Consider the following 24,884-nt stretch of genomic DNA (forward strand, 5'->3'; position numbering starts at 1 on the left):
ATGGCAGAGAACGCAAAACAAGAAGCATCCGCGAAAATGAAAAAATCGATCGAATCCTTTCACCGGGAGCTTGCAACATTAAGAGCGGGAAGAGCAAACCCTTCTATGCTTGATAAGGTTATCGTCAGCTACTACGGAGCAGAAACGCCGCTTAACCAGCTGGCTTCTATTTCTGTTCCGGAAGCACGCCTGCTTGTCGTAGCGCCTTATGATAAATCCTCCATCAACGATATGGAAAAAGGAATCCAAAAAGCAAACCTCGGCCTTACGCCAAGCAACGACGGCGAAGTGATTCGTATTGCCATTCCTGCTCTTACAGAAGAACGCCGTAAAGATTTATCCAAACTAATCGGAAAATACGCAGAAGAGGCTAAGGTGGCTATCCGTAACCTCCGCCGCGATGCAAATGATTCTCTTAAAAAGCAGCAGAAAGATGGAGATATTACAGAAGACGATCTCCGTCGCCAGCAGGATGACATTCAAAAGGTAACAGACCAGCACATTGCTGAAATTGATAAAGCAGCAGCGGATAAAGAGAAAGAAATAATGGAAGTTTAACCGTTCAGTAGATACAATAGAAAGAATGTAAAACCCTCTTCTTGCAGGAGGGTTTTTCCTTTTATAAAGCGAAGTAAAGAAAAGGGACGATGTCTTCGGAGGAAAAGTTTCCCTCATCTCTTGTGTTTGAGAGCACTAATGCTTTAAGATGAAAAAGGACTGCATAACTCTGCCGGCATAGAAGACAGGCAGAAAAATAATAGGTTACATATTAAAAGAAGGCTGGTGCCCCAACCATGATTGATAGATTTTTAAAAAATCCAGAAGAACGCTCGCATCAAAAGGCCGACGCTGCTAAATCAGGGAATATACCGGCTCACGTTGCTATCATAATGGATGGAAATGGGCGCTGGGCTAAGGAAAGAGGCATGCCTCGCGTAGCTGGACACCGGGAAGGCATGAAAACCATTAATCGTATTGTCGAAAAAGCCCATGTAATGGGAATAAAATATATTACCCTGTACGCTTTTTCAACTGAAAACTGGAAGCGCCCGAAATCAGAAGTGGAGTTTTTGATGAGAATGCCGGAAAAGTTCATTACAAAGGAACTACCGGCGCTTATGAAAAACAATGTCAAAGTACAAATGATGGGAAGTACGGAGCTGCTCCCGGCCCATACGCTGAAAGCTGTAAAAAAAGCGATCGATGATACAGCTGCCAATACAGGTATTGTCATGAATATTGCGATGAACTACGGTGGACGGGATGAATTGGTACGAGCTGTAAAAGCGCTTGGAGAAGAAGTGCAGAACGGCTCCATCCGTGCAGAAGATATAGCAGAAAAAGATATTAATGCCAGGCTTTTCAGCAGTGACCTGCCGGATCCGGATCTGCTTATCCGCACGAGCGGAGAGATCCGCCTGAGCAACTTTATGCTGTGGCAGCTTGCCTACAGCGAGTTTTGGTTTACAGATGTTCTCTGGCCGGACTTTAATGGGGAGCACCTCGAAGAGGCTATTAAGGTGTTTCAGGAAAGGAAGCGGCGGTACGGGGGCGTTTAGATGGGGGAGACACGATGAGACAACGAATAGTAACAGCAGTAATTGGAGGTATTATTCTACTTGGCGCTGTTATTGCAGGCGGAGTGTTTTTTACTGCCTTTGTAGCACTTATCGCTTCAGCTGCGATGTATGAGCTGATTCGAATGAAACATATTAAAGCCAGATCTTTTATGGGTCTGGTCAGTATGCTGTTTATGTGGACACTCCTCATTCCCGCAGAGTGGCTGGACGTTGTCTTTTTAGATCACGTATCCAAATCAGAACTCTTCTTCGTTATGGTATTGTTTCTGCTCGCATGGACGGTGGTAACCAAAAATTCCTTTACGTTTGACGAAGCTGGTTTTGTGATTTTGTCAGCGGTATACGTCGGTTATGGATTTTATCACCTGATTATTACCCGTCATATAGACGACATCGGGCTGCTTGTTGTATTTTTCACCCTATTTATTATTTGGGCCACCGATTCCGGTGCTTACTTTATCGGGCGGAAATGGGGAAAACATAAGCTGTGGCCGGACATCAGCCCCAAAAAAACAATTGAAGGATTTATAGGAGGAATTGGTGCCGCGCTTATCGTAGGGTGGGTATTTCACATGTTCTTTCCTATCTACTCTTCCGCATGGATTGTCACGGCATTTATTTTAACCGCGTCTGTTTTTGGACAGCTCGGGGATCTGGTGGAATCGGCACTGAAACGTCATTACGCCGTGAAAGATTCCGGAACGCTTCTGCCGGGACACGGTGGTGTGCTGGACCGCTTTGACAGCTTGATTTTTGTCATGCCGCTGCTGCACTTTTTCTATTTTTTATCGTAGGTTATACATACTACAGACAGGCTGATCAATAAAGGAGACTATTATGAAAAAAATCTCACTGCTTGGGTCCACTGGATCTATCGGTACGCAAACGTTGGACGTTATAAAAGGCCATCCGGAAGAATTTTCGCTCGTGGCAATGACAGCCGGCAAAAATATCACTCTTGCGGCAGAACAGATAGCACTATTTAAGCCGTCGCTTGTTAGCGTAGCGCGAAAAGAAGATGCAGAGTGGCTGCAAAAAGAATTCCCGAAGGTGCGCATTCTTTTTGGCAGAGACGGATTAATTGAAGCCGCTTCCTGCAGCGAAGCGGATTTTCTCATGAACGCAGTCATGGGGAGTGTCGGGCTCGAGCCGACACTTGCAGCAATTAAAGCAGGAAAAGACATCGGGATTGCCAATAAAGAAACGCTCGTGACAGCTGGACATATTGTGACACAGGCAGCGAAAGAGCATCAGGTTCTTCTCCTGCCGGTCGACAGCGAACACTCGGCTATTTATCAATGTCTGCTGGGCAATCGAAGAGAAGACGTAGACCGTTTAATTATTACAGCTTCCGGGGGGAGTTTTCGTGATTTAAATCGGGACCAGCTGCATAATGTAACAAAAGAGGATGCGTTGAATCATCCCAATTGGTCAATGGGTGCCAAGATTACGATCGATTCAGCCACCATGATGAACAAAGGGTTTGAAGTCATAGAAGCCCACTGGCTTTTTGATATGCCGTATGAAGATATTGAAGTCGTTATCCACCGGGAAAGTATCGTGCATTCCCTCGTGGAATACAAGGATAAAAGTGTGATAGCCCACCTTGGATCCCCTGATATGAAAGTTCCTATTCAGTTTGCCCTGTCCCAGCCTAAAAGGCTTGAATTAAAAGATACAAACAGGTTAAACTTATGGGAAGCAGGAGCGCTTCATTTTTCAAAGCCCGATTTTGACCGGTACCGCTGTCTGCAGTATGCTTATGATGCAGGGAAAACCGGAGGTACCATGACAACTGTTTTAAACGCGGCAAATGAAATTGCGGTGGCCGAATTTCTGGCAGGCCGGATCTCATTTACAGCAATCGAAGACTATATAGAAAAAGCAATGCATCGGCACTCGTCCCAGCGTGCTCCTGATTTACAGACCATTCTTGAAGTGGATAAAGAAACAAGGGAATATGTGGCCTCTTTAATAGGGTAAAGGTGGGAAAAAATTGGATACATTAATTGCAATAATTATTATTTTTGGAGTGCTGGTGGCAGTCCATGAATGGGGGCATCTTTACTTTGCCAAAAAAGCCGGTATTTTATGCCGGGAATTTGCAATAGGCTTCGGCCCGAAAATATTTTCAACAAAGCGTAACGAAACACTGTATACAGTCAGGCTGCTTCCGCTTGGAGGCTATGTGCGCATGGCCGGTGAAGAACCGGAGCAGGTGCAGATTAAGCCTGGATATGAAGTAGGGCTGGTCTGGAATGACGCCGGCAAAGTTAAAGAAATCATCGTTAACAATAAATCAAAGCATCCTGAAGCAAAAGTAGTGTCTGTCGAGCGTATAGACCTGGATAAACAGTTGTTTATAGAAGCCTACACAGATGACGAAGAAGAGCTGCAGCGTTTTGAGGTAGATGATGCCTGCAATATGATCGTAGATGAAAAGCCGGAACAGATTGCCCCGTACCACAGACAGTTCGGCTCCAAAAAGCCGGGTCCCAAGTTTCTTACCATATTTGCTGGACCTGCGATGAACTTTATTTTAGCCTTTGTGCTGTTTATGACGTTTGCGCTTATAAACGGCGTGCCGACTGAAGAAGCTTCCATGGGAGAACTCGTTGATGGAAGTCCCGCAGAGGAAGCCGGACTGGTAGAAGGCGATGAAGTAAACGCCGTGGACGGCCAGCAGGTCGACACATGGCAGGAAATGACGGCAGTCATTCAGCAGAATCCAGGCGAGGCTGTTCCATTTGAGATCGTACGTGACGGACAAGAACAGACCATCACGGTGGAACCGGACAGCGTGTATGATGAAATGGCAGAACAGGAAATCGGTCAGATCGGCGTCAACGCGCCGGCTCCTGAACATTCTTTCCTTGGCTCGATAGAATACGGTGCAACTAGCGTATACAACGTAGCCACACTGATTTTTCAGGTGCTGAGCACAATCTTAACCGGACAATTTTCACTTGATGATCTGGCCGGCCCTGTAGGTATCTATAACGCCACAGGCGAGGTTGCCTCACTCGGTATTCTTGTGCTCGTTCAGTGGGCGGCGATGCTGAGTGTAAACCTCGGTATTGTCAATCTACTGCCGCTTCCGGCATTGGATGGTGGAAGGCTGATCTTTATCGGGCTGGAAGCGATCCGCCGTAAGCCGATCGATCCGCAGAAAGAAGGCCTGGTTCACTTACTCGGATTTGCGCTGTTAATTCTGCTGATGCTTGCTGTGACGTGGAATGATATAAACCGTTTCTTTTTATAATAATGCTGCAAGGCTTCAGTGCCCGAGCTTTCTCGATGGAGATAACGACTCAAAAGGTAAGCCTTTTGTCGGGAGCGGGTACTGGTGCCTTTGTTTTATCCAAAAACGATACCGGCAGAACAACATCTGTCTGTTTAACTTGAAGAAAGAGGGTTCCTACTACTATGAGACAACAAGCATTTTTCAGCCCCACAATGCGGGATGTACCGCAGGGAGCAGATATAACAAGCCATCAGCTGATGCTGCGGGCCGGTCTTATCCGCCAGACGGCTTCCGGCATATACAGCTACCTTCCGCTTGGTTACAAAGTACTTAGAAAAATTGAAAATATCGTAAGAGAAGAAATGAACAATGCCGGCGCACAGGAAATTCTAATGCCGGCTGTGCAGCCCGCAGAAATATGGGAAGAGTCAGGACGGATCGATGATTACGGACCGGAACTGATGCGCTTAAAAGACCGCCATAACCGCGATTTTGTTCTTGGTGCTACGCATGAAGAAGTGATTACCTCACTCGTGCGCGATGAGTTGAATTCCTATAAAAAACTGCCGGTGAACCTGTACCAGATTCAAAACAAGTACCGGGATGAAAGAAGGCCGCGTTTTGGCGTCCTGCGCTCCCGTGAGTTTTTGATGAAAGACGCGTATTCTTTTGACAGCAGTGAAGAAGGACTTGAAGAGAGCTATTGGAATATGTTTCGTGCCTATCAATCGGTGTTTAAGCGCTGCGGCCTTGACTTCCGTGCGGTGGAAGCAGATGCCGGCGCGATTGGCGGCAAAGGCGGCACCCATGAATTTATGGCTCTTTCCGACGTTGGCGAAGATACAATTGCTTATTCGGACGCCTCGGATTTTGCAGCAAATATCGAAGTGGCAAAGATTGCCGACGGCTATGAAAAGCCGGCAAAGCCGGAAGCTTCGATGGCGCCGGTTGATACACCGGAAATGAAAACGATTGACGAGCTGATGAAAGGTCTTTCAATAGAAAGCACTTCCATCATTAAATCTGTCCTATTCATGACGGAAGAAGAGCCTGTGCTTGTGCTGGTCAGGGGAGATCACGAAGTAAATGAGATTAAAGTAGCCAACCTGCTGGATACCTCAGAAGTCAGACTGGCAGAAGATGCCGAAGTTGAGCAGGTGATGGGATGCAGAACAGGCTTTATCGGCCCGGTCCGTGCCCCGGAAAACGTAAAGATCCTGGCTGATTTTGCTGTGCGCGGCATAGCGGAAGCGGTAACCGGAGCAAATGAAGCAGATAAACACTTTATGAGCGTGCACCCGGACCGTGATTTTAAAGTCAGCTCTTATGAAGATCTGCGCTTTATTAAAGAAGGAGATCCTGCTCCGGACGGAAAAGGAACGATCCGTTTTGCTAAAGGGATTGAAGTCGGCCAGGTATTTAAACTGGGAACCAAATATTCCAAAGCATTAAAAGCGGACTTCCTGGATGAACAGGGAAAAGCCCAGCCTTTAATTATGGGATGCTATGGAATTGGAGTAAGCCGGACAATTGCTGCAATTGTCGAACAGCACCATGATGAATCGGGTATTATCTGGCCGAAGAATGTGGCTCCATTTGATGTGCACCTGCTTGCCCTGAACGTAAAACAGGAAGACCAGGCCGCGCTCGGAGAGTCCGTATACAAGGAGCTCCGCGAAGCCGGCTTTGATGTGTTATACGATGACCGCAAAGAACGCGCGGGTGTAAAGTTTAAAGACGCTGATTTATACGGTATTCCGGTTAGAATAGCCTGCGGTAAAAAAGCAGCTGAAGGCATTGTTGAAGTGAAACTAAGAGAAGGCGGAGAAGCAGTGGAAGTGGCGGCATCCGGCCTTATGAACTATTTAAACGAACACGCATAATCAAAGAATCACGCTATTATCCCATGGGCCTTTGTTAGAAATGACACTTTCTAATCGAAGAAAACCATGGGATAATTTTATGAAGAAAGTAATGAAAAGGGGTGCTCTGCAGTGAGTTCAGACAACCGTATCAGAGAAGAAAGATTCCAGCTGCTGATGGAGCAGCTGGATGTCCCCTCTGACATAAAAGAAAGATATCTGCAGGAGGGGCGAATAGAGAAGCTTGAGATCAGCAAGCAGGAGAAAAAATGGCATTTTTATTTCTACCTTCCTGTGCCGCTTCCCTATGACATATTTGAACTAATTGAAACGAAAATGAATGCAGCATTTACTCATGTAGCATCCACTGCTTTTTCGATTCAATATAAAGAAGAACAGCCATTTGACCGCCTGCCTTCCTATTGGCCGGCCGTAATTAACCGAATCGATGGCATGGCTCCTCATTTACGCCAGCGCTTGAACGGCGGCAGTCCGGTGATTGAAAACAACACCATTACGCTTGCCTGTAAAAATGAAGCGGAAGCGTCCATGATGGAGCGTAAGCTCTCGGATTCCCTTCAGGAAATTATGCCGGGGCTTGGATTTGGCAAGTGCATAGTTAAAGGAGAAGTCAAGAATTCAGAGGAAGAACGGGAAGCATTTGAGGAAAAAAAGAAAGAAGAAGATCACTCCAAAGTAGTAGAAGCCATGATGGAGCGTAAAAAACAAGAAGACCGTTCTAAAAAAGCCGGCGATTCCGGTTCACTGCGTATCGGCTATCCTATTAAAGAAGAGCCCGTGCCGATTGAAACAATCCAGGATGAAGAACGACGGATTGCGATTCAGGGGTATATTTTCGAAGCGGAAACAAGGGAGCTGCGGAGCGGACGGACGCTTTTAACATTTAAAATTACCGATTATACCGATTCCATCAGCGTGAAAATGTTTTCCAGAGACAAAGAGGATCTGCCGATGTACATGGCTCTCAAAAAAGGAATGTGGGTAAAAGTAAGAGGCGGCGTGCAGAACGATACATTTGTACGCGACCTTGTAATGATCGGAAACGATGTCACACAGATTCAGCCGGCAGTAAGAACGGATAAAGCAGATCCTGAAGAAACAAGAGTCGAGCTTCATGCCCACACCAATATGAGCCAGATGGATGCGACAACTACGGCCTCCGCCTATGTAGCAAAAGCAGCCGAATGGGGACATAAGGCTGTGGCTATTACGGATCACGGTGTAGCTCAGTCCTTTCCGGATGCCTACAACGCTTCGAAAAAACATGGTGTTAAAATTCTTTACGGACTCGAAGCCAACCTGGTGGATGACGGAGTGCCCATTGCGTACAACGAAGCAGACCGGGATCTGGCTTCCGGCACGTATATCGTGTTTGACGTTGAAACCACAGGGCTCAGCGTTGTATACGACACGATTATTGAACTGGCTGCCGTGAAAATTATTGACGGAGAAATTGTCGACCGGTTTGAGCGCTTTGCCAACCCGCACCAGAAGCTCTCCGACACGATTATTGATTTAACCGGTATTACAGACGATATGCTTGAAGGCGCACCGGAATTAAGGGACGTGCTTACGGATTTTGAAACATTCATGGGGGACAATATTCTTGTTGCCCATAATGCAAGCTTTGATATGGGATTTTTAAATGAAGGCTACCGGAAAATGGAGCAGGGCAAAGTAGGAAACCCTGTAATAGATACGCTGGAGCTGGGACGTTTTTTATACCCGCATTTGAAAAATCACCGCCTGAACTCATTATGTAAGGCATTCGATATTGAATTAGTCAGCCATCACCGGGCGATTTATGATGCGGAAGCCACGGGGTATCTGTTGTGGAAAATGCTCAAAGATGCCATGAATAAAGACATTGCCAACCATAATCAGCTGAACCAGAACATGGGCCAGGGTGACTTTTACCGGCTTCGTCCTTCGCACTGCACGCTGATTGCCCAGACCCAGGAAGGGCTGAAAAATCTCTATACGCTCATTTCCAAGTCCCATCTGGAGTATTTCTTCCGCAACCCGCGGATTCCAAGATCGGTCCTGGAGAAGCACCGGACCGGGCTGATTGTCGGTTCCGGCTGTGACAAAGGGGAAGTATTTGAAACGATGATGCAGAAGTCGGCGGAAGAAGCGAAAGCGGCCGCAGAATTTTATGACTATCTTGAAATACAGCCGCCCGGAAACTACGCGCACCTCGTGGAAAAAGAGCTGCTGAAAGACCAGAATGCGATCTATGACATCACCAAAAAAATAGCCGCTCTCGGTGAAGAACTAGGGAAGCCTGTTATTGCTACGGGAAATGCCCATTATATTGAGCCGGAAGACAGCGTGTACCGGAAAATACTTGTAGCCTCCCAGGGAGGTGCGAATCCTTTGAACCGCCAGACGCTGCCTGCCGTGCATTTCCGGACGACCGATGAAATGCTGGAGGAGTTTTCGTTTCTTGGGGAAGACCTGGCAAAGAAAGTAGTCGTGACGGAATCAAGAGCCCTTGCCGATTCAGTGGAGGAAATCCATCCGATTCCCGACAAGCTGTATACGCCGACGATTGAAGGCTCGGATAAAGAAATCAGGGATATGTGCTATACGAAAGCATCGGAGCTTTACGGCTCGCCGCTTCCTGAAATTGTCGAAAGCAGATTGGAAAAAGAGTTGGCCAGTATTATCGGGCACGGGTTTGATGTTATTTATCTTATCTCCCAGAAGCTTGTTAAAAAATCACTGGATGACGGTTACCTCGTCGGTTCCAGAGGATCGGTCGGCTCTTCGTTTGTAGCCACGATGACCGAAATCACGGAAGTGAATCCGCTGCCGCCCCACTATGTATGTCCATCCTGCAAGCATTCTTATTTCTTTAACGACGGCTCCGTGATGTCGGGCTATGACCTGCCTGACAAAGCGTGTGAAAAGTGCGGGAGCACGTACATTAAAGAAGGGCAGGATATTCCCTTTGAAACGTTTCTGGGATTTAAAGGGGATAAGGTTCCTGATATTGACTTGAATTTCTCCGGTGACTATCAACCGAGAGCCCACCACTACACGAAAGAACTCTTCGGCGAAAAGAATGTCTACCGGGCGGGAACGATAGGAACCGTTGCTGATAAGACGGCCTACGGGTATGTAAAAGGCTACCAAAGCGATCATGACATGCACCTGCGCGGAGCGGAAATTGACCGGCTTGTGTCCGGATGCACCGGTGTCAAGCGGACAACAGGCCAGCACCCGGGAGGTATTATTGTTGTACCAGAGGAATATGATATTCACGATTTCAGCCCGGTGCAGTTTCCAGCGGATGATAAAACGTCGGAGTGGCGCACGACTCACTTTGACTTCCATTCTATTCATGATAATCTGCTGAAACTTGATATTCTGGGACACGATGACCCTACTGTGATCCGTATGCTCCAGGATCTAAGCGGTATTGATCCGAAGACGATTCCGGTGGATGACAAAGAAGTAATGAAAATATTCAGTTCGCCGGAAGTTCTCGGCGTGACGCCGGAGCAGATTATGTGTAAAACCGGCACTTATGGCATTCCTGAATTCGGTACAAGGTTCGTCCGGCAGATGCTTGAGGAAACGAACCCAACTACGTTTTCAGAGCTGCTGCAGATTTCCGGACTTTCCCATGGCGCGGACGTATGGCTTGGAAATGCACAGGAACTGATTCAAAGCGGCACGTGCCAGCTAAAAGATGTAATCGGCTGTCGGGATGATATTATGGTTTACCTGATTTACAAAGGGGTGGACGATGCCCTGGCATTTAAAATTATGGAGTTTGTCCGTAAAGGGAAAGGCCTGCAGGAAGAATGGGTCGAGGAAATGAAAAAGCATGGCGTGCCGGACTGGTATGTGGAATCATGCTTGAAAATTAAATATATGTTCCCGAAAGCCCACGCTTCTGCTTATGTATTGATGGCAGTGCGGATAGCTTATTTTAAAGTGCATCACCCAATGTTTTTCTATGCTGCCTATTTCACTGTCCGGGCCGATGACTTTGATTTGAATACGATGATCAAAGGCGGTACGTCCATTAAAAGCCGGATTCAGGAAATACAGGCAAAGGGGTTTGATGCCACGCCAAAAGAAAAAAACATCGTCACCGTGCTCGAACTTGCCCTTGAGATGGTGGAACGGGGTTATTCCTTCCAGAAAGCCGACCTGTACCGCTCCAAGGCATCAGAGTTTATCGTGGAAGGAGATACGCTGATCCCTCCGTTCAACGCATTGGACGGCGTCGGCACAAACGCCGCAGCCAGCATTGTAAAAGCGAGAGAAGGCGGTGAATTCCTTTCCAAGGAAGACCTGCAGCAGCGCAGTAAAGCAACCAAGACGGTGATTGAAAATCTCGATCTGCACGGCTGCCTCCAGGGGCTTCCGGATTCCAACCAGCTGTCTTTATTTTAAAAACAAGCCTGAACGAACAACAGCCGGGTGATAAAACGAACAATAGAAGCCTGTAAGTCGCATGAAAACAAGCTTTGGTTGCATTTCCAGCTGTTTTATGGTAATCTTTTATTCGAAAGCAATGGATATGAAGCGTCGGGAGAAGAGTGGGTAAATACCCACTCTTTCGTTTGTAAAAAAGGGTATTTTGCACTTATTTCATACATGAACAGGCGTAGCGTAAAATAAACAGCTTATCATATAAATCAAGGAGGATGGTTATGAGCGAGCGGGTCAAAGATACCGCCAAACGACTTGTTCAGCCCATCTTGGAAGATTTAGGGCTAGAACTAGTTGAAGTGGAATATAAAAAAGAAGGAAAAAATTGGTTTCTGCGAGTGTATATAGATAGTCCAAAAGGAATAGCTATTGAAGACTGTGGGACCGTAAGTGAAAAACTGAGTGAAAAACTTGATGAACAGGATCCAGTAAACGAAAATTATTACCTTGAAGTATCTTCGCCGGGTGCCGAGCGTCCGCTTAAATCGGAAGAAGATATTAAGCGTGCAGTAGGGAAGTATATTAACATTACGACCTACAAGCCTTTAAATGGTGATAAAGTCTTCGAAGGAACGCTTCTCTCTTTTCAGGATGGCATTCTTGAAATCAGCCAGAAAGAAAAGCAGAAGAAAGTCCGAATGGAAGTTCCTTATAAAAAAGTAGCAAAAGCAAGACTGGCCATCGAATTTTAAGAGGTACCGATAACAAGGGGGAGGATAATTCGTGAATACAGATTTTATGGATGCACTAAATTCACTGGAAAAAGATAAAGGTATTGAAAAAGAAATCATTCTGGAAGCGATTGAAGCTGCATTAATTTCAGCGTATAAGCGTAACTTTAACCAGGCCCAGAATGTACGGGTGGATGTAAGCCGTGATAACGGAAGCATCCGCGTGTTCGCAAGAAAAGAAATAGTCGAAGAGGTATTTGATCCAAGACTGGAGATTTCGCTTGCAGAGGCCCGGGAAATGTACTCGGAATATGAGCTGGACGACGTCGTAGAACTTGAAGTGACACCAAAAAACTTCGGTCGTATCGCGGCGCAGACAGCAAAACAGGTCGTGACCCAGCGGGTACGTGAGGCAGAAAGAAGCATTATTTATTCTGATTTCATCGACCGTGAAGAAGACATCATGACAGGTATCGTTCAGCGTCAGGATCACCGGTTTATTTACGTGGACCTTGGAAAAGTAGAGGCGCTTCTTCCCCAGGGAGAGCAGATGCCCAATGAAAATTATAAGCACAACGACCGGATTAAAGCATATATTACGAAAGTGGAAAAAACGACAAAAGGTCCGCAGATCGTTATATCCAGAACCCATCCCGGTTTGTTAAAAAGACTATTTGAATTAGAAGTGCCGGAAATATATGATGGTACTGTAGAGATCATTTCGGTTGCACGAGAAGCTGGAGACCGTTCGAAAATATCGGTTCATGCAGAAGACCCGGAAGTAGATCCGGTAGGTTCCTGTGTCGGCCAGCGCGGCCAGCGTGTGCAGGCTATTGTTGATGAATTAAAAGGCGAAAAAATTGATATTGTCGAATGGTCCACGGATCCATTTGAATATGTAGCAAACGCCTTGAGTCCTTCTAAAGTTCTTGATGTGCAGGTGGATGATGATAACAAAAGCACGCTCGTTATTGTGCCTGATTATCAATTATCGCTTGCGATCGGCAAAAGAGGACAGAACGCCCGTCTTGCTGCAAAGCTGACTGGATGGAAAATAGATATTAAAAGCCAGACAGAAGCAGAAGAGCTCGGCCTTTACACCCCGAAAGAAGAAACAGCAGAAGAAGCCTGGGACGACAGCTTCGAAGAGTCATGACAGCACGTTAAAAGGAGCGAGAAGAGTTGAAACGCAAACCTCCTATTAGAAAATGCATCGTAAGCGGAGAATCCGGCACAAAAAAAGAGCTCGTCCGCATTGTGCGTGATAAAGAAGGCTGGGTAAGTGTTGATTTCAGCGGCAAAAAAAACGGCCGCGGCGCTTATTTGACGAATGAGGAATCCGTGTTTATGGAAGCAAAGAAACGCGATGCTGTCTCCCGTCACCTGAAAGTCTCTCTTACGCCGGATGACTATGACCGCTTACTGCAGGAAAGAAACAAAGGGAAAAAAGTATGAATGATAAATTTTATTCACTGCTCGGACTTGCTGCGAGAGCCGGGAAAGTAAAAACCGGTGACACAGCTGTCTTAAAAGATATCCGCAGCCAAACGCTCCGGCTTGTCATTGTAGCCGGAGATGCGTCGGAAAACACGCAGAAGAAATTCAACGACAAATCCAGCTATTATCGTGTGCCGTACAGAATTGCCGGAACCCGCGAGACACTGGGACATGCGCTCGGCAAAGGGGAACGGGTAACCGTAGGGATTACCGATGAAGGATTCGCGAAAAAGCTAATCTCATTGCTGGATAATTAGAAGGTGGAGGTTAGGCTTATGAGCAAAATGAGGGTGTACGAATATGCCAAGCAGGTGGACAAGTCCAGTAAAGACATTGTCCAGGCTCTTAAAAGCAAAGGCGTAGAAGTTACTAACCATATGTCGATTATTAGCGATGAGGATATTAAAAAAATCCAGGCACCGGCAAAGCCGGCTGCAGAAGCCCCAAAAGCTTCTACTAATAAAAAAACAGAAAATGAGGGAAAGAAAAATACAAATATGAATAATACTAAAAATAACTCGAAACCAAATAACCGAGGCAACCAATCCAATCCACGAGGCAGAGGAAAAAGAAGAGGCAGCTCCCGTCAGCAGAGCAAGTCGCCACACCAGATTCTGGCTCTTCCTAAAAAAATTACGTTTATCGAATCTTTAACGGTAGGAGAACTGGCTGAAAAACTGCACCGGGACTCTTCCGAAGTCATTAAAAAACTGATGAAGCTTGGTGTAATGGCAACAAAAAACGAATCGCTTGATAAAGAAACAATTGAAATGATCACCGCTGATTACGGCGTGGAAGCGGAAGAAGAAGAAGTAATCGACAAGCTTGACATTGATATTTATACCGACGAAAACGACAGCGAAGAAAACCGCACAGAACGTCCGCCGGTAGTCACTATCATGGGTCACGTCGACCACGGTAAAACAACGCTTCTTGACTCGATCCGCCATACTAAAGTAACAGCCGGCGAAGCAGGCGGCATTACGCAGCATATCGGTGCCTACCAGATCGAAGAAAACAACAAAAAAATTACGTTCCTTGATACCCCTGGTCACGCCGCTTTTACTACAATGAGAGCGCGCGGGGCGCAGGTGACAGATATCACTATTCTTGTCGTTGCCGCAGATGACGGTGTTATGCCGCAGACAAAAGAGGCGATTGCCCACGCGAAAGCTGCGGGAGTGCCGATTATTGTAGCGGTAAACAAAATGGATAAAGAAGGAGCCAACCCGGATCGCGTCATGCAGGAACTGACAGAATTTGAACTGGTTCCGGAAGCATGGGGCGGCGAAACAATCTTTGTTAACGTCTCCGCGATTAAAGGCGAAGGCATTAACGAGCTCGTGGAAATGATCCTTCTTGTAGCAGAAGTAGAAGAGTATAAAGCGAACCCGGATAAACGCGCAACGGGTACGGTTATCGAAGCAGAACTTGATAAAGGAAAAGGACCGGTTGCCACCCTTCTTGTTCAGGATGGAACGATGCACGTCGGCGATCCGATCGTAGTAGGAAACACATTCGGTCGAATCCGCGCTATGGTCAATGACATCGGCCGCCGCGTTAAATCAGCAGCGCCATCCACACCGGTTGAAATCACGGGTCTAAGTGACGTACCGCAGGCAGGCGATCAGTTTGTTGTATTCGAAGACGAGAAAAAAGCCCGCAGCGTTGGGGAACAAAGAGCTGCCAGAGCAAAAGACGAAGAGCGTAACTTAACGAACCGCGTCAGCATTGATGATCTGTTCAGCCAGATTCAGGACGGCAACATGAAAGAGATCAATGTTATTGTGAAAGCAGACGTACAGGGTTCTGTAGAAGCAGTAAAAGGCTCGTTGGAGAAAATTGACGTAGAAGGCGTGAAGATTAATATTATTCATGCTGGAGCAGGTGCCATCGCAGAATCAGACGTTATTTTAGCCTCCGCTTCGAATGCTATTATTATCGGATTTAACGTGCGTCCTGACGTAAATGCCAAGCGTACGGCTGATGTAGAAAAAGTAGACATCCGCCAGCACCGTGTCATTTATGATGCGATCGAAGAAATTGAAGCGGCAATGAAAGGCATGCTTGACCCGATATTCGAAGAAAAAGTTATCGGTCAGGTGGAAATCCGCCAGCTCTTTAAAGTTTCAAAAATCGGTACAATTGCAGGAAGCTATGTCACCGAAGGTAAAATTACAAGAGATTCTACAGTTCGTCTTATCCGTGACGGTATCGTTATCTACGAAGGTGCAATTAACGCATTGAAACGTTTTAAAGATGATGCAAAAGAAGTAAGTGCCGGCTATGAGTGCGGCGTTACGTTAACTAAGTTTAATGATCTTCGAGAAGGCGACGTTATTGAAGCGTATGTCATGGAAGAAATTAAACGCACATGATCGGAGCCGTTCATTTTGAATGCCTGATACACAGCGCTTATTCCTTAAAGGATAAGCGCTCTGTGCTTTTGCGGCTGAAAAATAAAATCCGGAAGCACTGCAATGTATCCATTGCGGAAATGGACTATCACGACACATGGAACCTCGCAGCCCTCTCTGCTGTTACCGTAGCCAACTCAAAAAAAGCAGCCGAAAAAGAGCTGGCACACGTTTTAGAATGGGCAGACAGGGAAATGGAGATAGAACGAACAATCACTACGTATGAGTGGCTGTAAGAAGGAGGAAGAACGATGAGTAATATTCGTGCCAATCGGGTCGGGGAGCAGATGAAAAAAGAATTAGCTTCCATGTTTACGAGAGACCTTAAAGACCCAAGAATTGAATTTATTACAGTAACCGGTGTGGACGTGACCGGAGACCTGCAGCAGGCTAAAGTGTTTATTACCGTACTCGGTGACGATGAAAAGAAAAATGACGCACTTCAGGCTTTGACGAAAGCAAAAGGATACATCCGCAGCGAAATCGGCAAGCGGATCCAGCTTCGCAAAACACCGGAGATTATGTTTGAATTTGATGAATCGATCGATTACGGAAATAGAATTGAATCCCTTCTTAAGGAAATCCATCACGAAGAGGATAAATAGAAGATATAAATAGGAAAGAACTGTCCATAAGAAGGATTATTTTCTCAAGAAAATAGAACTTCATTTATGGACAGTTCTTTTTGTTTTACGCTAGTATAGATAAGAAGAGCGAATTGATAATAGATAAGAGGGGCCGTCATTATGAGTATAGAAGGTATTATTCCCGTTTGGAAACCCGCAGGCATCACGTCACATGACTGCGTATATAAGATGAGAAAAATCGCACGCACCAAAAAGGTCGGCCATACCGGCACACTGGATCCAGCGGTAGAAGGCGTGCTGCCGATCTGTATCGAACGTGCGACGAAGATCTCCGATTACATGATGGACCTTCCTAAAAGCTACCGGTGTGTGATGTCACTTGGAAGCAGCACTACAACCGAAGACGCGGAAGGCGAGCTCGTCGAGACGCTCGACCCGGGCGAAGTATCACAACGGGATATCGAAGACACGCTAAAGCAGTTTACCGGGGAGCTGGTGCAGATTCCGCCTATGTATTCAGCGGTAAAAGTGAATGGCAGAAAGTTGTATGAGTATGCCCGCGAAGGAAAAACCGTAGAGAGACCTTCCAAAAATGTAACGATTTATTCCATTACGCTGAACAAAGACAGCCTGTCTTATGATAACGGCGCATTTACATTTGAATGCGACATTGTCTGCAGTAAAGGTACCTACATACGGACGCTGGCTGTTGATATAGGCCGGGCTCTTTCTGTGCCCGCGCATATGAAAAACCTTGTACGCACAGGATCAGGGCCCTTTAGGGAACAGGACAGCTGGACGCTGGAGGAGCTGGCACAGCTGCAGGAGGAACACATGCTTGAAAAGGCTGTTATTCCCATCACCAAAGCACTGGCCCATATTGACAGGCGGGAGGCGGCTGAGGAGGAGCTGGCGCTGATTAAAAACGGGGCTGTACTTCCTTATCAGGAAGACATGCCTTCCCCTTTTATATTTATGACCGGTTCTATACCGCTGGCTGTATACGAAAGACATCCTTCAAAACCGGATAAAATAAAGCCAAAAACTATGCTCTACATCGAAGCCAGGTCATAGCAGAAACCGAGGCGATTGGAAAGGTGAGACGATGAAAACTATTTATGTATATCACGACAATATACCAAAGGCCGATGATTTTCCGCCTTTAGTAATGGCCTTGGGTTATTTTGACGGGGTTCACCGCGGCCATCAGGAGGTCATCCGCACGGCAGGAGAAATAGCGGCAAAAAAACAGGCCAAACTTGCAGTAATGACGTTCAGTCCCCACCCTAAAACGGTGCTGTCCCCGGATTATTCCGAGGAAACGATGCGCTACATTACTCCGCTTCCGGTTAAAGAAGAACAAATGAAGAAGCTGGACGTTGACTACCTGTTTGTGGTCCACTTTGACCAGCAGTTTGCAGAGCTGGAGCCTCAGGAATTTGTGGACGCTTATTTAATTGGATCGCGAACGGTCCATGTCGTGGCAGGTTTCGATTTTTCCTACGGCCGGCTCGGGAAAGGCACGATGGAAACACTCCCTTTTCATGCCCGGGGCAAGCTGGACTACACGACGGTAGGAAAAAAAGAATGGGAAAACGAAAAAATCAGTTCTACATTAATCAAACAGTGTATTTTAGACGGGGATGTGGAAAAAGCCTCCGTGCTGCTCGGAAGATTATATGCTGTGAGCGGACTGGTCGTTAAAGGCGAGCAGCGGGGACGTACGATCGGCTTTCCAACCGCCAATGTACTGATAAAAGACCCATATATGGTTCCGGAAACCGGGGTTTATGCCGTATGGTTTACAGTGCAGGGCAGACGCTGGAAAGGGGTCTGTAATATCGGCTACAAGCCTACTTTCCATGATATAAAAGCAGAACGGCCGGAAGTGGAAGTGCACGTATTTGAGATGAATGAGTCCATTTACGGGAAAAAAGTGGAGGTGGAATGGGTCCAGCGCCTGCGCGGGGAAAAGAAATTTTCTTCGGTGGACGACCTTATCGCTCAGCTGCACCTCGACAAAAAGCAGGCGGAAGAAGTACTTGCCGCCGGAGAGCCGCAGAGCCGGTTGGAGGAATTGTGAAAAGTAAGAGGAATGCCTTGCTTTTTCTATGAAAAAAGCGTATTCTATTGAATGTAATCAAGCCGTTGCTTGGCATGCACGTTCCTCCGACGTCCTGCTAGGGAATTGGCGTTAACTAATTGAAGGAGGTGCTTTGGATGGCTTTAACATTAGAAAGAAAAACTGAAATTGTTGAGCAGTACAAAACGCACGAAAATGATACGGGTTCACCAGAAGTACAGGTAGCAATTTTAACGGAGCAGATCAACACACTTAACGAACATTTGCGTACACACAAGAAAGATCATCACTCACGCCGCGGTTTGTTAAAAATGGTTGGTAAGCGTCGTAACCTGCTTACGTACCTTCGTAACAAAGATATTACGCGTTACCGTGAACTAATCAAAAGTCTTGGATTGCGTAGATAAATGTAAGAGAAGCGGGAGGGCAACTCCCGCTTTTTTTGCCATTTTTAAGAAATTATTACAGCCTGCGGGCTGAACTATATAATTGTTTTACATGAACATATGTACGAAGGCAGCACTCTGGCAGTGCGCACTATAGAAACAGGAGGATACCCTATTGAGCACAGAACAAGAAAGCAAATCGTTTAGTATAGATTGGGCAGGACGGGAATTAACGATTGAAACAGGGAAATATGCAAAGCAGGCCAACGGAGCGGTAATGGTTCGTTACGGCGATACGGTTGTACTGTCTACGGCTACAGCATCGAAAGAACCGAAAGATCTACCGTTCTTCCCACTGACGGTAAACTATGAAGAGCGTCTTTACGCCGCCGGTAAAATTCCGGGCGGGTTTATTAAACGCGAAGGACGTCCAAGCGAGAACGCTATTTTAACGAGCCGCTTAATTGACCGTCCGATCCGTCCATTGTTTCCGGATGGCTTTCGTAATGATCTTCAGGTTATCAGCATTGTAATGAGCATCGATAAAGACTGCTCGCCGGAAATGGCCGCTATGATCGGTTCTTCAATGGCGCTGAGCGTGTCTGACATTCCTTTTGGCGGGCCGATTGCAGGCGTCCGTGTAGGACGTGTGAACGAAGAATTTGTCATAAATCCTACAATGAAGCAGCTTGAGGAAAGTGACATTGACCTTACGGTTGCCGGTACGAAGAATGCAATTAACATGGTAGAAGCAGGAGCAAAGCAGGTTACAGAAGATGTGATGCTTGAAGCGATTATGTTCGGCCATGAAGAAATTAAAAAGCTGGTCACGTTCCAGGAAAAAATCGTTTCTGAAATGAACGTGGAAAAGCGCGACATTCCATTACGCACGCCTGACGAAGCGCTGACTGTACGAGTGAAAGAAACAGCAGGCACGGACCTGCGCGAGGCTGTAATGGTTAGAGAAAAGCAGGCCCGCGATGTAGCAACTAAAGAAGTATCCGACCGGATTCTTGAATCCTTTACTGAAGAAGAGCATGGTGAAGTAAAAGAAATCATTCAGGGACTTGTAAAAAAAGAGTTCAGAAAATTAATCACAAAAGATAAAATCCGTCCGGACGGCCGGACGTCGGATGAAATCCGTCCATTGACATCAGAAGTTAAGCTGTTATCAAGAACGCACGGTTCCGGTCTGTTCACACGCGGCCAGACACAGGCGCTAAGCGTATGTACACTGGGGCCGCTCGGTGATGTTCAGATTCTGGACGGTATCGGTGAGGAAGAATCCAAGCGCTTTATGCATCACTATAACTTTCCTTCGTTCAGCGTAGGGGAAACAGGCCCGATCCGCGGACCAGGCAGAAGAGAAATCGGCCACGGCGCCCTTGGTGAGAGAGCGCTGGAAGCTATAATTCCGGACGAAAAAGATTTTCCATATACGATTCGTCTTGTGTCTGAAGTGCTCGAATCCAACGGTTCGACTTCACAGGCAAGTATCTGCGCAAGCGCCCTTGCCATGATGGATGCAGGTGTTCCTATTAAAGCACCGGTAGCCGGTATTGCCATGGGTCTTGTAAAAGAAGACGAAGATGTTACAGTACTCACAGATATCCAGGGAATGGAAGATGCTCTCGGCGATATGGACTTTAAAGTAGCAGGCTCTGAAAAAGGCGTTACAGCACTGCAGATGGATATTAAAATTGACGGTATTGACCGTGAAATATTGAAATTTGCACTAGAGCAGGCAAGACAGGCAAGACTGCACGTACTGGACAATATGCTTTCCGCTATCGGCGGATCAAGAGAAGAGCTGTCCACCTATGCACCGAAAATCCTGACCCTTCATATTAAACCGGAAAAAATCCGCGACGTTATTGGACCGAGTGGAAAAACGATCAACCAGATTATTGACGACACCGGCGTGAAAATTGATATTGAGCAGGATGGAACCGTCTATATTTCTTCTACGGATTCCAGTGCCAATGCCGCCGCCAAAAAACGAATCGAAGATCTTGTGCGTGAAGTACAGGTCGGTGAAACGTACCTTGGTAAAGTAAAACGCATTGAAAAGTTCGGTGCCTTTGTTGAACTGTTCAAAGGAAAAGACGGTCTGGTTCACATTTCACAGCTTGCTGAAGAACGCGTGAATAAAGTGGAAGACATTGTTAAGCTCGATGACGAGATTATGGTTAAAGTTACAGAAATTGATAACCAGGGCCGCGTTAACTTATCGAGAAAAGTATTGTTAAAAGAAGAAAGCAGCAATAAATAAGAAAATAAAATCGGATTCCGGCTGGATATACCAATTGAATAGGCACGAATCCGAAAAGCTTGGCTTAGGCCAAGTTTTTCTTATATATGAGGATAAAAGAGGCAAAAAGGAGGAAGCTGTTGATAAACAAAAAAGAACTGGACAACGGAGTGCGTGTTGTAACCGAACATATCCCTTTTGTACGCTCCATCACGATCGGCATTTGGGTCGGCACCGGCTCCCGTTATGAAAAAGCAGAAGAAAATGGAATTTCACACTTTCTGGAACACATGTTTTTTAAGGGAACCAATACAAGAACACCCGCGGATATCGCGGAAAACTTCGACCGAATCGGCGGCCAGGTGAATGCGTTCACGGCAAAAGAATATACATGCTTTTATGCCAAAGTACTTGATGACCACGCCGGGCAGGCACTGGATATTCTCTCCGATATGTTTTTTCATTCAACTTTTGACGAAGAAGAACTGGAAAAAGAGCGAAGTGTTATTTTTGAAGAAATAAAAATGGTTGATGATACACCCGATGATATCGTACACGACTATTTAGAAGCGGTTTCCTACGGAGCCCACTCGCTGGGACGCCCGATCCTGGGCACTACGGATACGGTCGGTTCGTTTACTTCCGAATCGCTGAAAGCCTATATGGACAAGTATTATACAGGCAGCAATATCGTCATTTCAGTAGCTGGAAATACGAACGAAGTGCTTCTGGAAAAAGTAGAAGAAACGTTTTCCGCTCTAAGCCGCCGGGGATCTGAGAATAAATCGGAGAGCCCTGTATTTCTGCCGGGGGAAAGTGTGCATACCAAACCGGCAGAACAAGCTCACCTCTGTCTGGGATTTCCGGGCCTGGAGGCAGGACACGATGATTCGTTTGCACTCGTCCTGTTAAATAATGCCCTCGGAGGAAGCATGAGCAGCAGGCTTTTTCAGGAAATCAGAGAAAAGCGCGGACTTGCCTACTCCGTGTACTCCTATCAATCCGCCTACCGTGACAGCGGTATGCTGACTATATATGGAGGCACAGGATCGGAGCACCTGGATGAAATGTTTGATTCTATGCAGGCTGTTATTAAAGAGCTGGCCCAAAATGGAATCAGCCGGAAAGAATGGGAGAACGGCAAAGAACAGCTTAAAGGAAGTTTAATGCTTGGATTGGAGAGCACGAGCAGCCGTATGAACCGCAACGGCCGCAATGAACTTCTGCTCGGCTACCACCAAAGTCTGGATGATATTGTAGAAAAAATAGAAGCGATTACGCTTGAGGATACAGCACGTACCGCAGACGCACTTTTAGGACAGGATTATTCCATTTCGCTTATCAGCCCTGAAGGCAGCCTGCCGGAAAATCATCTGAAAAAAACAGAAATTTCCCGCCGTTAGGCATTTCCACTGAAATATCTGCAGGCGGCTCGGGATCATTTATGTTAATATAGGTAGAGATAAAATGAATTTGTTATTTTGAAAGGGAGTATAACTCAATGTCAAATGAAACAGGATTCACGGTAGCAGTAGTAGGAGCAACAGGAGCGGTTGGTCAGCAGATGCTGAAAACGCTCGCAGATAAGAATTTTCCCATTAAGGAATTAAAGCTTCTTTCCTCAAGCAGGTCAGCAGGCAAAAAAGTAGACTTTCAAGGAACCGAATATACGCTGGAGGAAGCAAAGCCGGAATCATTCGAAGGCGTTCAGATTGCCCTGTTCTCTGCAGGAGGTTCAGTATCAAAAGAATTAGCTCCGGAAGCAGTAAAACGCGGAGCCATCTGTATCGACAACACTAGCGCATATCGGATGGATAAAGATGTTCCGCTTGTTGTTCCGGAAGTGAACGAAGCCGATCTTCATAACCATAACGGCATTATTGCAAACCCGAACTGTTCAACGATTCAAATGGTTGTCGCTCTAGAGCCTATCCGTAAAAAGCATGGTCTGAAAAAAGTGATCGTTTCTACGTATCAGGCTGTTTCAGGCGCCGGCTGGGCCGCTGTAGAAGAAATGAAAAATCAGTCCCGGGATGTTTTGGACGGAAAAGATGCCGATCCGGAAATTCTTCCTGTCGGCGGAGACAAAAAACATTTTCCGATTGCTTTTAATGCGATCCCGCAGATTGATAAGTTTCAGGACAACGGCTATACCTTTGAAGAGATCAAAATGATGAATGAAACAAAAAAGATTCTGCATCAGGACGAGCTTGAAGTAGCTGCAACCTGCGTGCGCCTTCCGGTTGAAACCGGTCATTCTGAATCAGTATATATTGAAACAGAAAACGGAAATCCAGGCGTGGAAGAGTTAAAGGCGCTTCTCAAAGATGCTGCAGGAATTACACTTAAAGATGATCCTGCCAACCAGGAGTATCCAATGGCACTTGACAGTGTCGGTCTGCCGGACGTATTTGTCGGCCGCATCAGAAAAGACCTGGATCGTGCAAATGCTTATCATTTCTGGGTTGTTTCTGACAACCTTTTAAAAGGAGCTGCCTACAACTCCGTACAGATTGCAGAAAGCTTACTCAAACTTGGGCTTGTAAAGCCATCGTAAAATGATGAACGAGGTGCAACATGAAAGTTATTGTACAAAAATTCGGTGGAACATCCGTTAAAGATGAAGCAACTAGAGAGCTTGCGGCCGCTCATGTAGCACGTGCGGTAGAAGAGGGGTATAAAGTCGTTGCCGTCGTTTCGGCAATGGGACGGCAGGGAGACCCTTATGCGACCGATACACTGCTTGGGCTGTTGAACCAGAACGGTTCCCAGATCAGCACAAGGGAAAAAGATATGCTTGTAAGTGTAGGAGAGACGATTTCTTCGGTTATTTTTACGGAGCTGCTGCAGTCCAAAAAGCTAAAAGCTTCTGCTATGACCGGCGCACAGGCTGGTTTCCGCACAGATGGACAGTACGGGGCAGCCCGTATTGTCGATATGCAGACGGAGGCACTTGTTAAGCGTCTGGAAGAAACAGATGTCGTCGTAGTCGCCGGTTTTCAAGGGGTATCCGGAGACGGCGAGCTCACTACGCTCGGCCGCGGAGGCAGCGATACGTCCGCGACAGCGATCGGCGCAGCGCTCCAGGCAGAGTACGTAGATATTTTTACAGATGTAGAAGGCATTATGACGGCGGATCCCCGTGTCGTGGAGGAGGCGGAAATTCTTCCGTCCGCTACGTATCAGGAGATATGCAATATGGCTTATCAGGGAGCCAAAGTCATCCACCCCCGTGCTGTGGAAATTGCGATGCAGGGAAAAGTACCAATCCGCATCCGTTCAACGGCATCCGATGCACCAGGAACACTTATATCAGCGATTATCGGCGGTACGGCAGGGTCTGACCGTGTTGAGCGCCAGGTAACAGGGATTGCCCATATTTCCGGCGTCACACAGGTTACCGTGGAGCATGCAGAAGGTGTGGCGCAGCAGGCAGCTGTATTCAAAGAACTGGCTGAAAATGATATATCGGTCGACTTTATTACGATTCAGCCGCAGCGCCTCATCTTTACGGTACCTGATGATAGAAGCCCGGAAGTGAAAATTCTGCTTGATACAAAGCAGCTGGAAGGCACCTTTATTCATAACTGCGCCAAAATATCCGCAGTAGGTGCCGGCATGACGGGGGTGCCGGGCGTGGTGTCCAAAATCGTCGGCGCACTGGCAGAAAAAGAAATATCTATTCTGCAGTCGGCGGATTCGCATACAACGATTTGGACGCTCGTTCACGGGGAAGATATGAATAAAGCCGTACTGGCGCTTCATCAGATGTTTGAATTAGGCCGGCGGGTGAAACAGTAATACAATACAGCATTCTCCATTTTCCTATATGAAAA

Annotated in this window: 21 protein-coding genes; all 21 read left to right on the forward strand. The window is 46.6% G+C overall.

The window, feature by feature from the left end; translation table 11 throughout:
- The 21 genes from frr to dapG all read left to right on the forward strand — a co-directional run bounded on the left by frr (position 1) and on the right by dapG (position 24,849).
- Complete coding sequence (gene frr / locus AC5W2J_RS10860) at positions 1-558, forward strand: ribosome recycling factor (RefSeq protein ID WP_496059472.1); 558 nt, start codon at positions 1-3, stop codon at positions 556-558.
- A gap of 236 nt (positions 559-794) precedes the next feature.
- Entirely contained in the window at positions 795-1,559 is a 765-nt protein-coding gene (uppS, locus tag AC5W2J_RS10865) for an undecaprenyl pyrophosphate synthase (RefSeq protein WP_496059473.1), read from the forward strand.
- Positions 1,560-1,573: 14 nt separating this feature from the next.
- Positions 1,574-2,374, forward strand: a complete 801-nt coding sequence (locus AC5W2J_RS10870) for a phosphatidate cytidylyltransferase (RefSeq protein ID WP_496059474.1) — start codon at positions 1,574-1,576, stop codon at positions 2,372-2,374.
- Between the two features lie 43 nt (positions 2,375-2,417).
- Complete coding sequence (locus AC5W2J_RS10875) at positions 2,418-3,563, forward strand: 1-deoxy-D-xylulose-5-phosphate reductoisomerase (protein ID WP_496059475.1); 1,146 nt, start codon at positions 2,418-2,420, stop codon at positions 3,561-3,563.
- A gap of 13 nt (positions 3,564-3,576) precedes the next feature.
- Positions 3,577-4,842, forward strand: coding sequence for an RIP metalloprotease RseP (gene rseP / locus AC5W2J_RS10880; protein WP_496059476.1), 1,266 nt, complete (start codon positions 3,577-3,579; stop codon positions 4,840-4,842).
- 164 nt (positions 4,843-5,006) lie between these two features.
- Positions 5,007-6,707 (forward strand): proline--tRNA ligase, encoded by a 1,701-nt coding sequence (locus AC5W2J_RS10885; RefSeq protein WP_496059477.1) that lies wholly within the window; start codon positions 5,007-5,009, stop codon positions 6,705-6,707.
- Positions 6,708-6,818: 111 nt separating this feature from the next.
- Entirely contained in the window at positions 6,819-11,117 is a 4,299-nt protein-coding gene (locus AC5W2J_RS10890) for a PolC-type DNA polymerase III (protein WP_496059478.1), read from the forward strand.
- Between the two features lie 260 nt (positions 11,118-11,377).
- Positions 11,378-11,848 (forward strand): ribosome maturation factor RimP, encoded by a 471-nt coding sequence (gene rimP, locus AC5W2J_RS10895; protein ID WP_496059479.1) that lies wholly within the window; start codon positions 11,378-11,380, stop codon positions 11,846-11,848.
- Between the two features lie 31 nt (positions 11,849-11,879).
- On the forward strand, positions 11,880-12,983 hold the full coding sequence (nusA, locus tag AC5W2J_RS10900; protein ID WP_496059480.1) for a transcription termination factor NusA: 1,104 nt from the start codon (positions 11,880-11,882) through the stop codon (positions 12,981-12,983).
- Between the two features lie 26 nt (positions 12,984-13,009).
- Complete coding sequence (rnpM, locus tag AC5W2J_RS10905; RefSeq protein WP_496059481.1) at positions 13,010-13,282, forward strand: RNase P modulator RnpM; 273 nt, start codon at positions 13,010-13,012, stop codon at positions 13,280-13,282.
- A complete protein-coding gene (locus AC5W2J_RS10910; protein WP_496059482.1) occupies positions 13,279-13,581 on the forward strand; it encodes a YlxQ family RNA-binding protein in 303 nt (100 codons plus the stop codon). The genes rnpM and AC5W2J_RS10910 overlap by 4 nt, the downstream gene beginning before the upstream one ends.
- Before the next feature lie 18 nt (positions 13,582-13,599).
- Complete coding sequence (infB, locus tag AC5W2J_RS10915) at positions 13,600-15,702, forward strand: translation initiation factor IF-2 (RefSeq protein WP_496059483.1); 2,103 nt, start codon at positions 13,600-13,602, stop codon at positions 15,700-15,702.
- Positions 15,699-15,977, forward strand: a complete 279-nt coding sequence (locus tag AC5W2J_RS10920) for a DUF503 domain-containing protein (protein WP_496059484.1) — start codon at positions 15,699-15,701, stop codon at positions 15,975-15,977. The genes infB and AC5W2J_RS10920 overlap by 4 nt, the downstream gene beginning before the upstream one ends.
- A gap of 15 nt (positions 15,978-15,992) precedes the next feature.
- Complete coding sequence (rbfA, locus tag AC5W2J_RS10925; RefSeq protein ID WP_496059485.1) at positions 15,993-16,346, forward strand: 30S ribosome-binding factor RbfA; 354 nt, start codon at positions 15,993-15,995, stop codon at positions 16,344-16,346.
- A gap of 141 nt (positions 16,347-16,487) precedes the next feature.
- A complete protein-coding gene (gene truB / locus AC5W2J_RS10930; RefSeq protein ID WP_496059486.1) occupies positions 16,488-17,402 on the forward strand; it encodes a tRNA pseudouridine(55) synthase TruB in 915 nt (304 codons plus the stop codon).
- A gap of 31 nt (positions 17,403-17,433) precedes the next feature.
- Positions 17,434-18,411, forward strand: a complete 978-nt coding sequence (locus AC5W2J_RS10935; protein WP_496059487.1) for a bifunctional riboflavin kinase/FAD synthetase — start codon at positions 17,434-17,436, stop codon at positions 18,409-18,411.
- Positions 18,412-18,548: 137 nt separating this feature from the next.
- Positions 18,549-18,818: a 30S ribosomal protein S15 gene (gene rpsO / locus AC5W2J_RS10940; RefSeq protein ID WP_252313781.1), complete on the forward strand. Its 270-nt coding sequence runs from the start codon at positions 18,549-18,551 to the stop codon at positions 18,816-18,818.
- 154 nt (positions 18,819-18,972) lie between these two features.
- The gene (locus tag AC5W2J_RS10945; protein ID WP_496059488.1) at positions 18,973-21,069 is read left to right on the forward strand and encodes a polyribonucleotide nucleotidyltransferase; all 2,097 of its coding nucleotides are present in this window, start codon (positions 18,973-18,975) and stop codon (positions 21,067-21,069) included.
- 119 nt (positions 21,070-21,188) lie between these two features.
- Positions 21,189-22,451 (forward strand): M16 family metallopeptidase, encoded by a 1,263-nt coding sequence (locus AC5W2J_RS10950; RefSeq protein ID WP_496059489.1) that lies wholly within the window; start codon positions 21,189-21,191, stop codon positions 22,449-22,451.
- 98 nt (positions 22,452-22,549) lie between these two features.
- Positions 22,550-23,605, forward strand: a complete 1,056-nt coding sequence (asd, locus tag AC5W2J_RS10955; protein ID WP_496059490.1) for an aspartate-semialdehyde dehydrogenase — start codon at positions 22,550-22,552, stop codon at positions 23,603-23,605.
- Between the two features lie 20 nt (positions 23,606-23,625).
- Positions 23,626-24,849 (forward strand): aspartate kinase, encoded by a 1,224-nt coding sequence (gene dapG / locus AC5W2J_RS10960; protein ID WP_496059491.1) that lies wholly within the window; start codon positions 23,626-23,628, stop codon positions 24,847-24,849.
- Positions 24,850-24,884: the final 35 nt, after the last annotated feature.

Source organism: Sinobaca sp. SA16-1, from assembly GCF_059510515.1.

Excerpts from the sequence above, each read along its gene's own strand:
- AC5W2J_RS10870 (WP_496059474.1), top strand. The coding sequence starts at position 1,574 with ATGAGACAACGAATAGTAACAGCAGTAATTGGAGGTATTATTCTACTT.
- rpsO (WP_252313781.1), top strand. The coding sequence starts at position 18,549 with ATGGCTTTAACATTAGAAAGAAAAACTGAAATTGTTGAGCAGTACAAA.
- rimP (WP_496059479.1), top strand. The coding sequence starts at position 11,378 with ATGAGCGAGCGGGTCAAAGATACCGCCAAACGACTTGTTCAGCCCATC.
- AC5W2J_RS10875 (WP_496059475.1), top strand. The coding sequence starts at position 2,418 with ATGAAAAAAATCTCACTGCTTGGGTCCACTGGATCTATCGGTACGCAA.
- asd (WP_496059490.1), top strand. The coding sequence starts at position 22,550 with ATGTCAAATGAAACAGGATTCACGGTAGCAGTAGTAGGAGCAACAGGA.
- AC5W2J_RS10910 (WP_496059482.1), top strand. The coding sequence starts at position 13,279 with ATGAATGATAAATTTTATTCACTGCTCGGACTTGCTGCGAGAGCCGGG.
- frr (WP_496059472.1), top strand. The coding sequence starts at position 1 with ATGGCAGAGAACGCAAAACAAGAAGCATCCGCGAAAATGAAAAAATCG.
- AC5W2J_RS10885 (WP_496059477.1), top strand. The coding sequence starts at position 5,007 with ATGAGACAACAAGCATTTTTCAGCCCCACAATGCGGGATGTACCGCAG.
- uppS (WP_496059473.1), top strand. The coding sequence starts at position 795 with ATGATTGATAGATTTTTAAAAAATCCAGAAGAACGCTCGCATCAAAAG.
- truB (WP_496059486.1), top strand. The coding sequence starts at position 16,488 with ATGAGTATAGAAGGTATTATTCCCGTTTGGAAACCCGCAGGCATCACG.
- AC5W2J_RS10920 (WP_496059484.1), top strand. The coding sequence starts at position 15,699 with ATGATCGGAGCCGTTCATTTTGAATGCCTGATACACAGCGCTTATTCC.
- AC5W2J_RS10935 (WP_496059487.1), top strand. The coding sequence starts at position 17,434 with ATGAAAACTATTTATGTATATCACGACAATATACCAAAGGCCGATGAT.
- infB (WP_496059483.1), top strand. The coding sequence starts at position 13,600 with ATGAGCAAAATGAGGGTGTACGAATATGCCAAGCAGGTGGACAAGTCC.
- rbfA (WP_496059485.1), top strand. The coding sequence starts at position 15,993 with ATGAGTAATATTCGTGCCAATCGGGTCGGGGAGCAGATGAAAAAAGAA.
- dapG (WP_496059491.1), top strand. The coding sequence starts at position 23,626 with ATGAAAGTTATTGTACAAAAATTCGGTGGAACATCCGTTAAAGATGAA.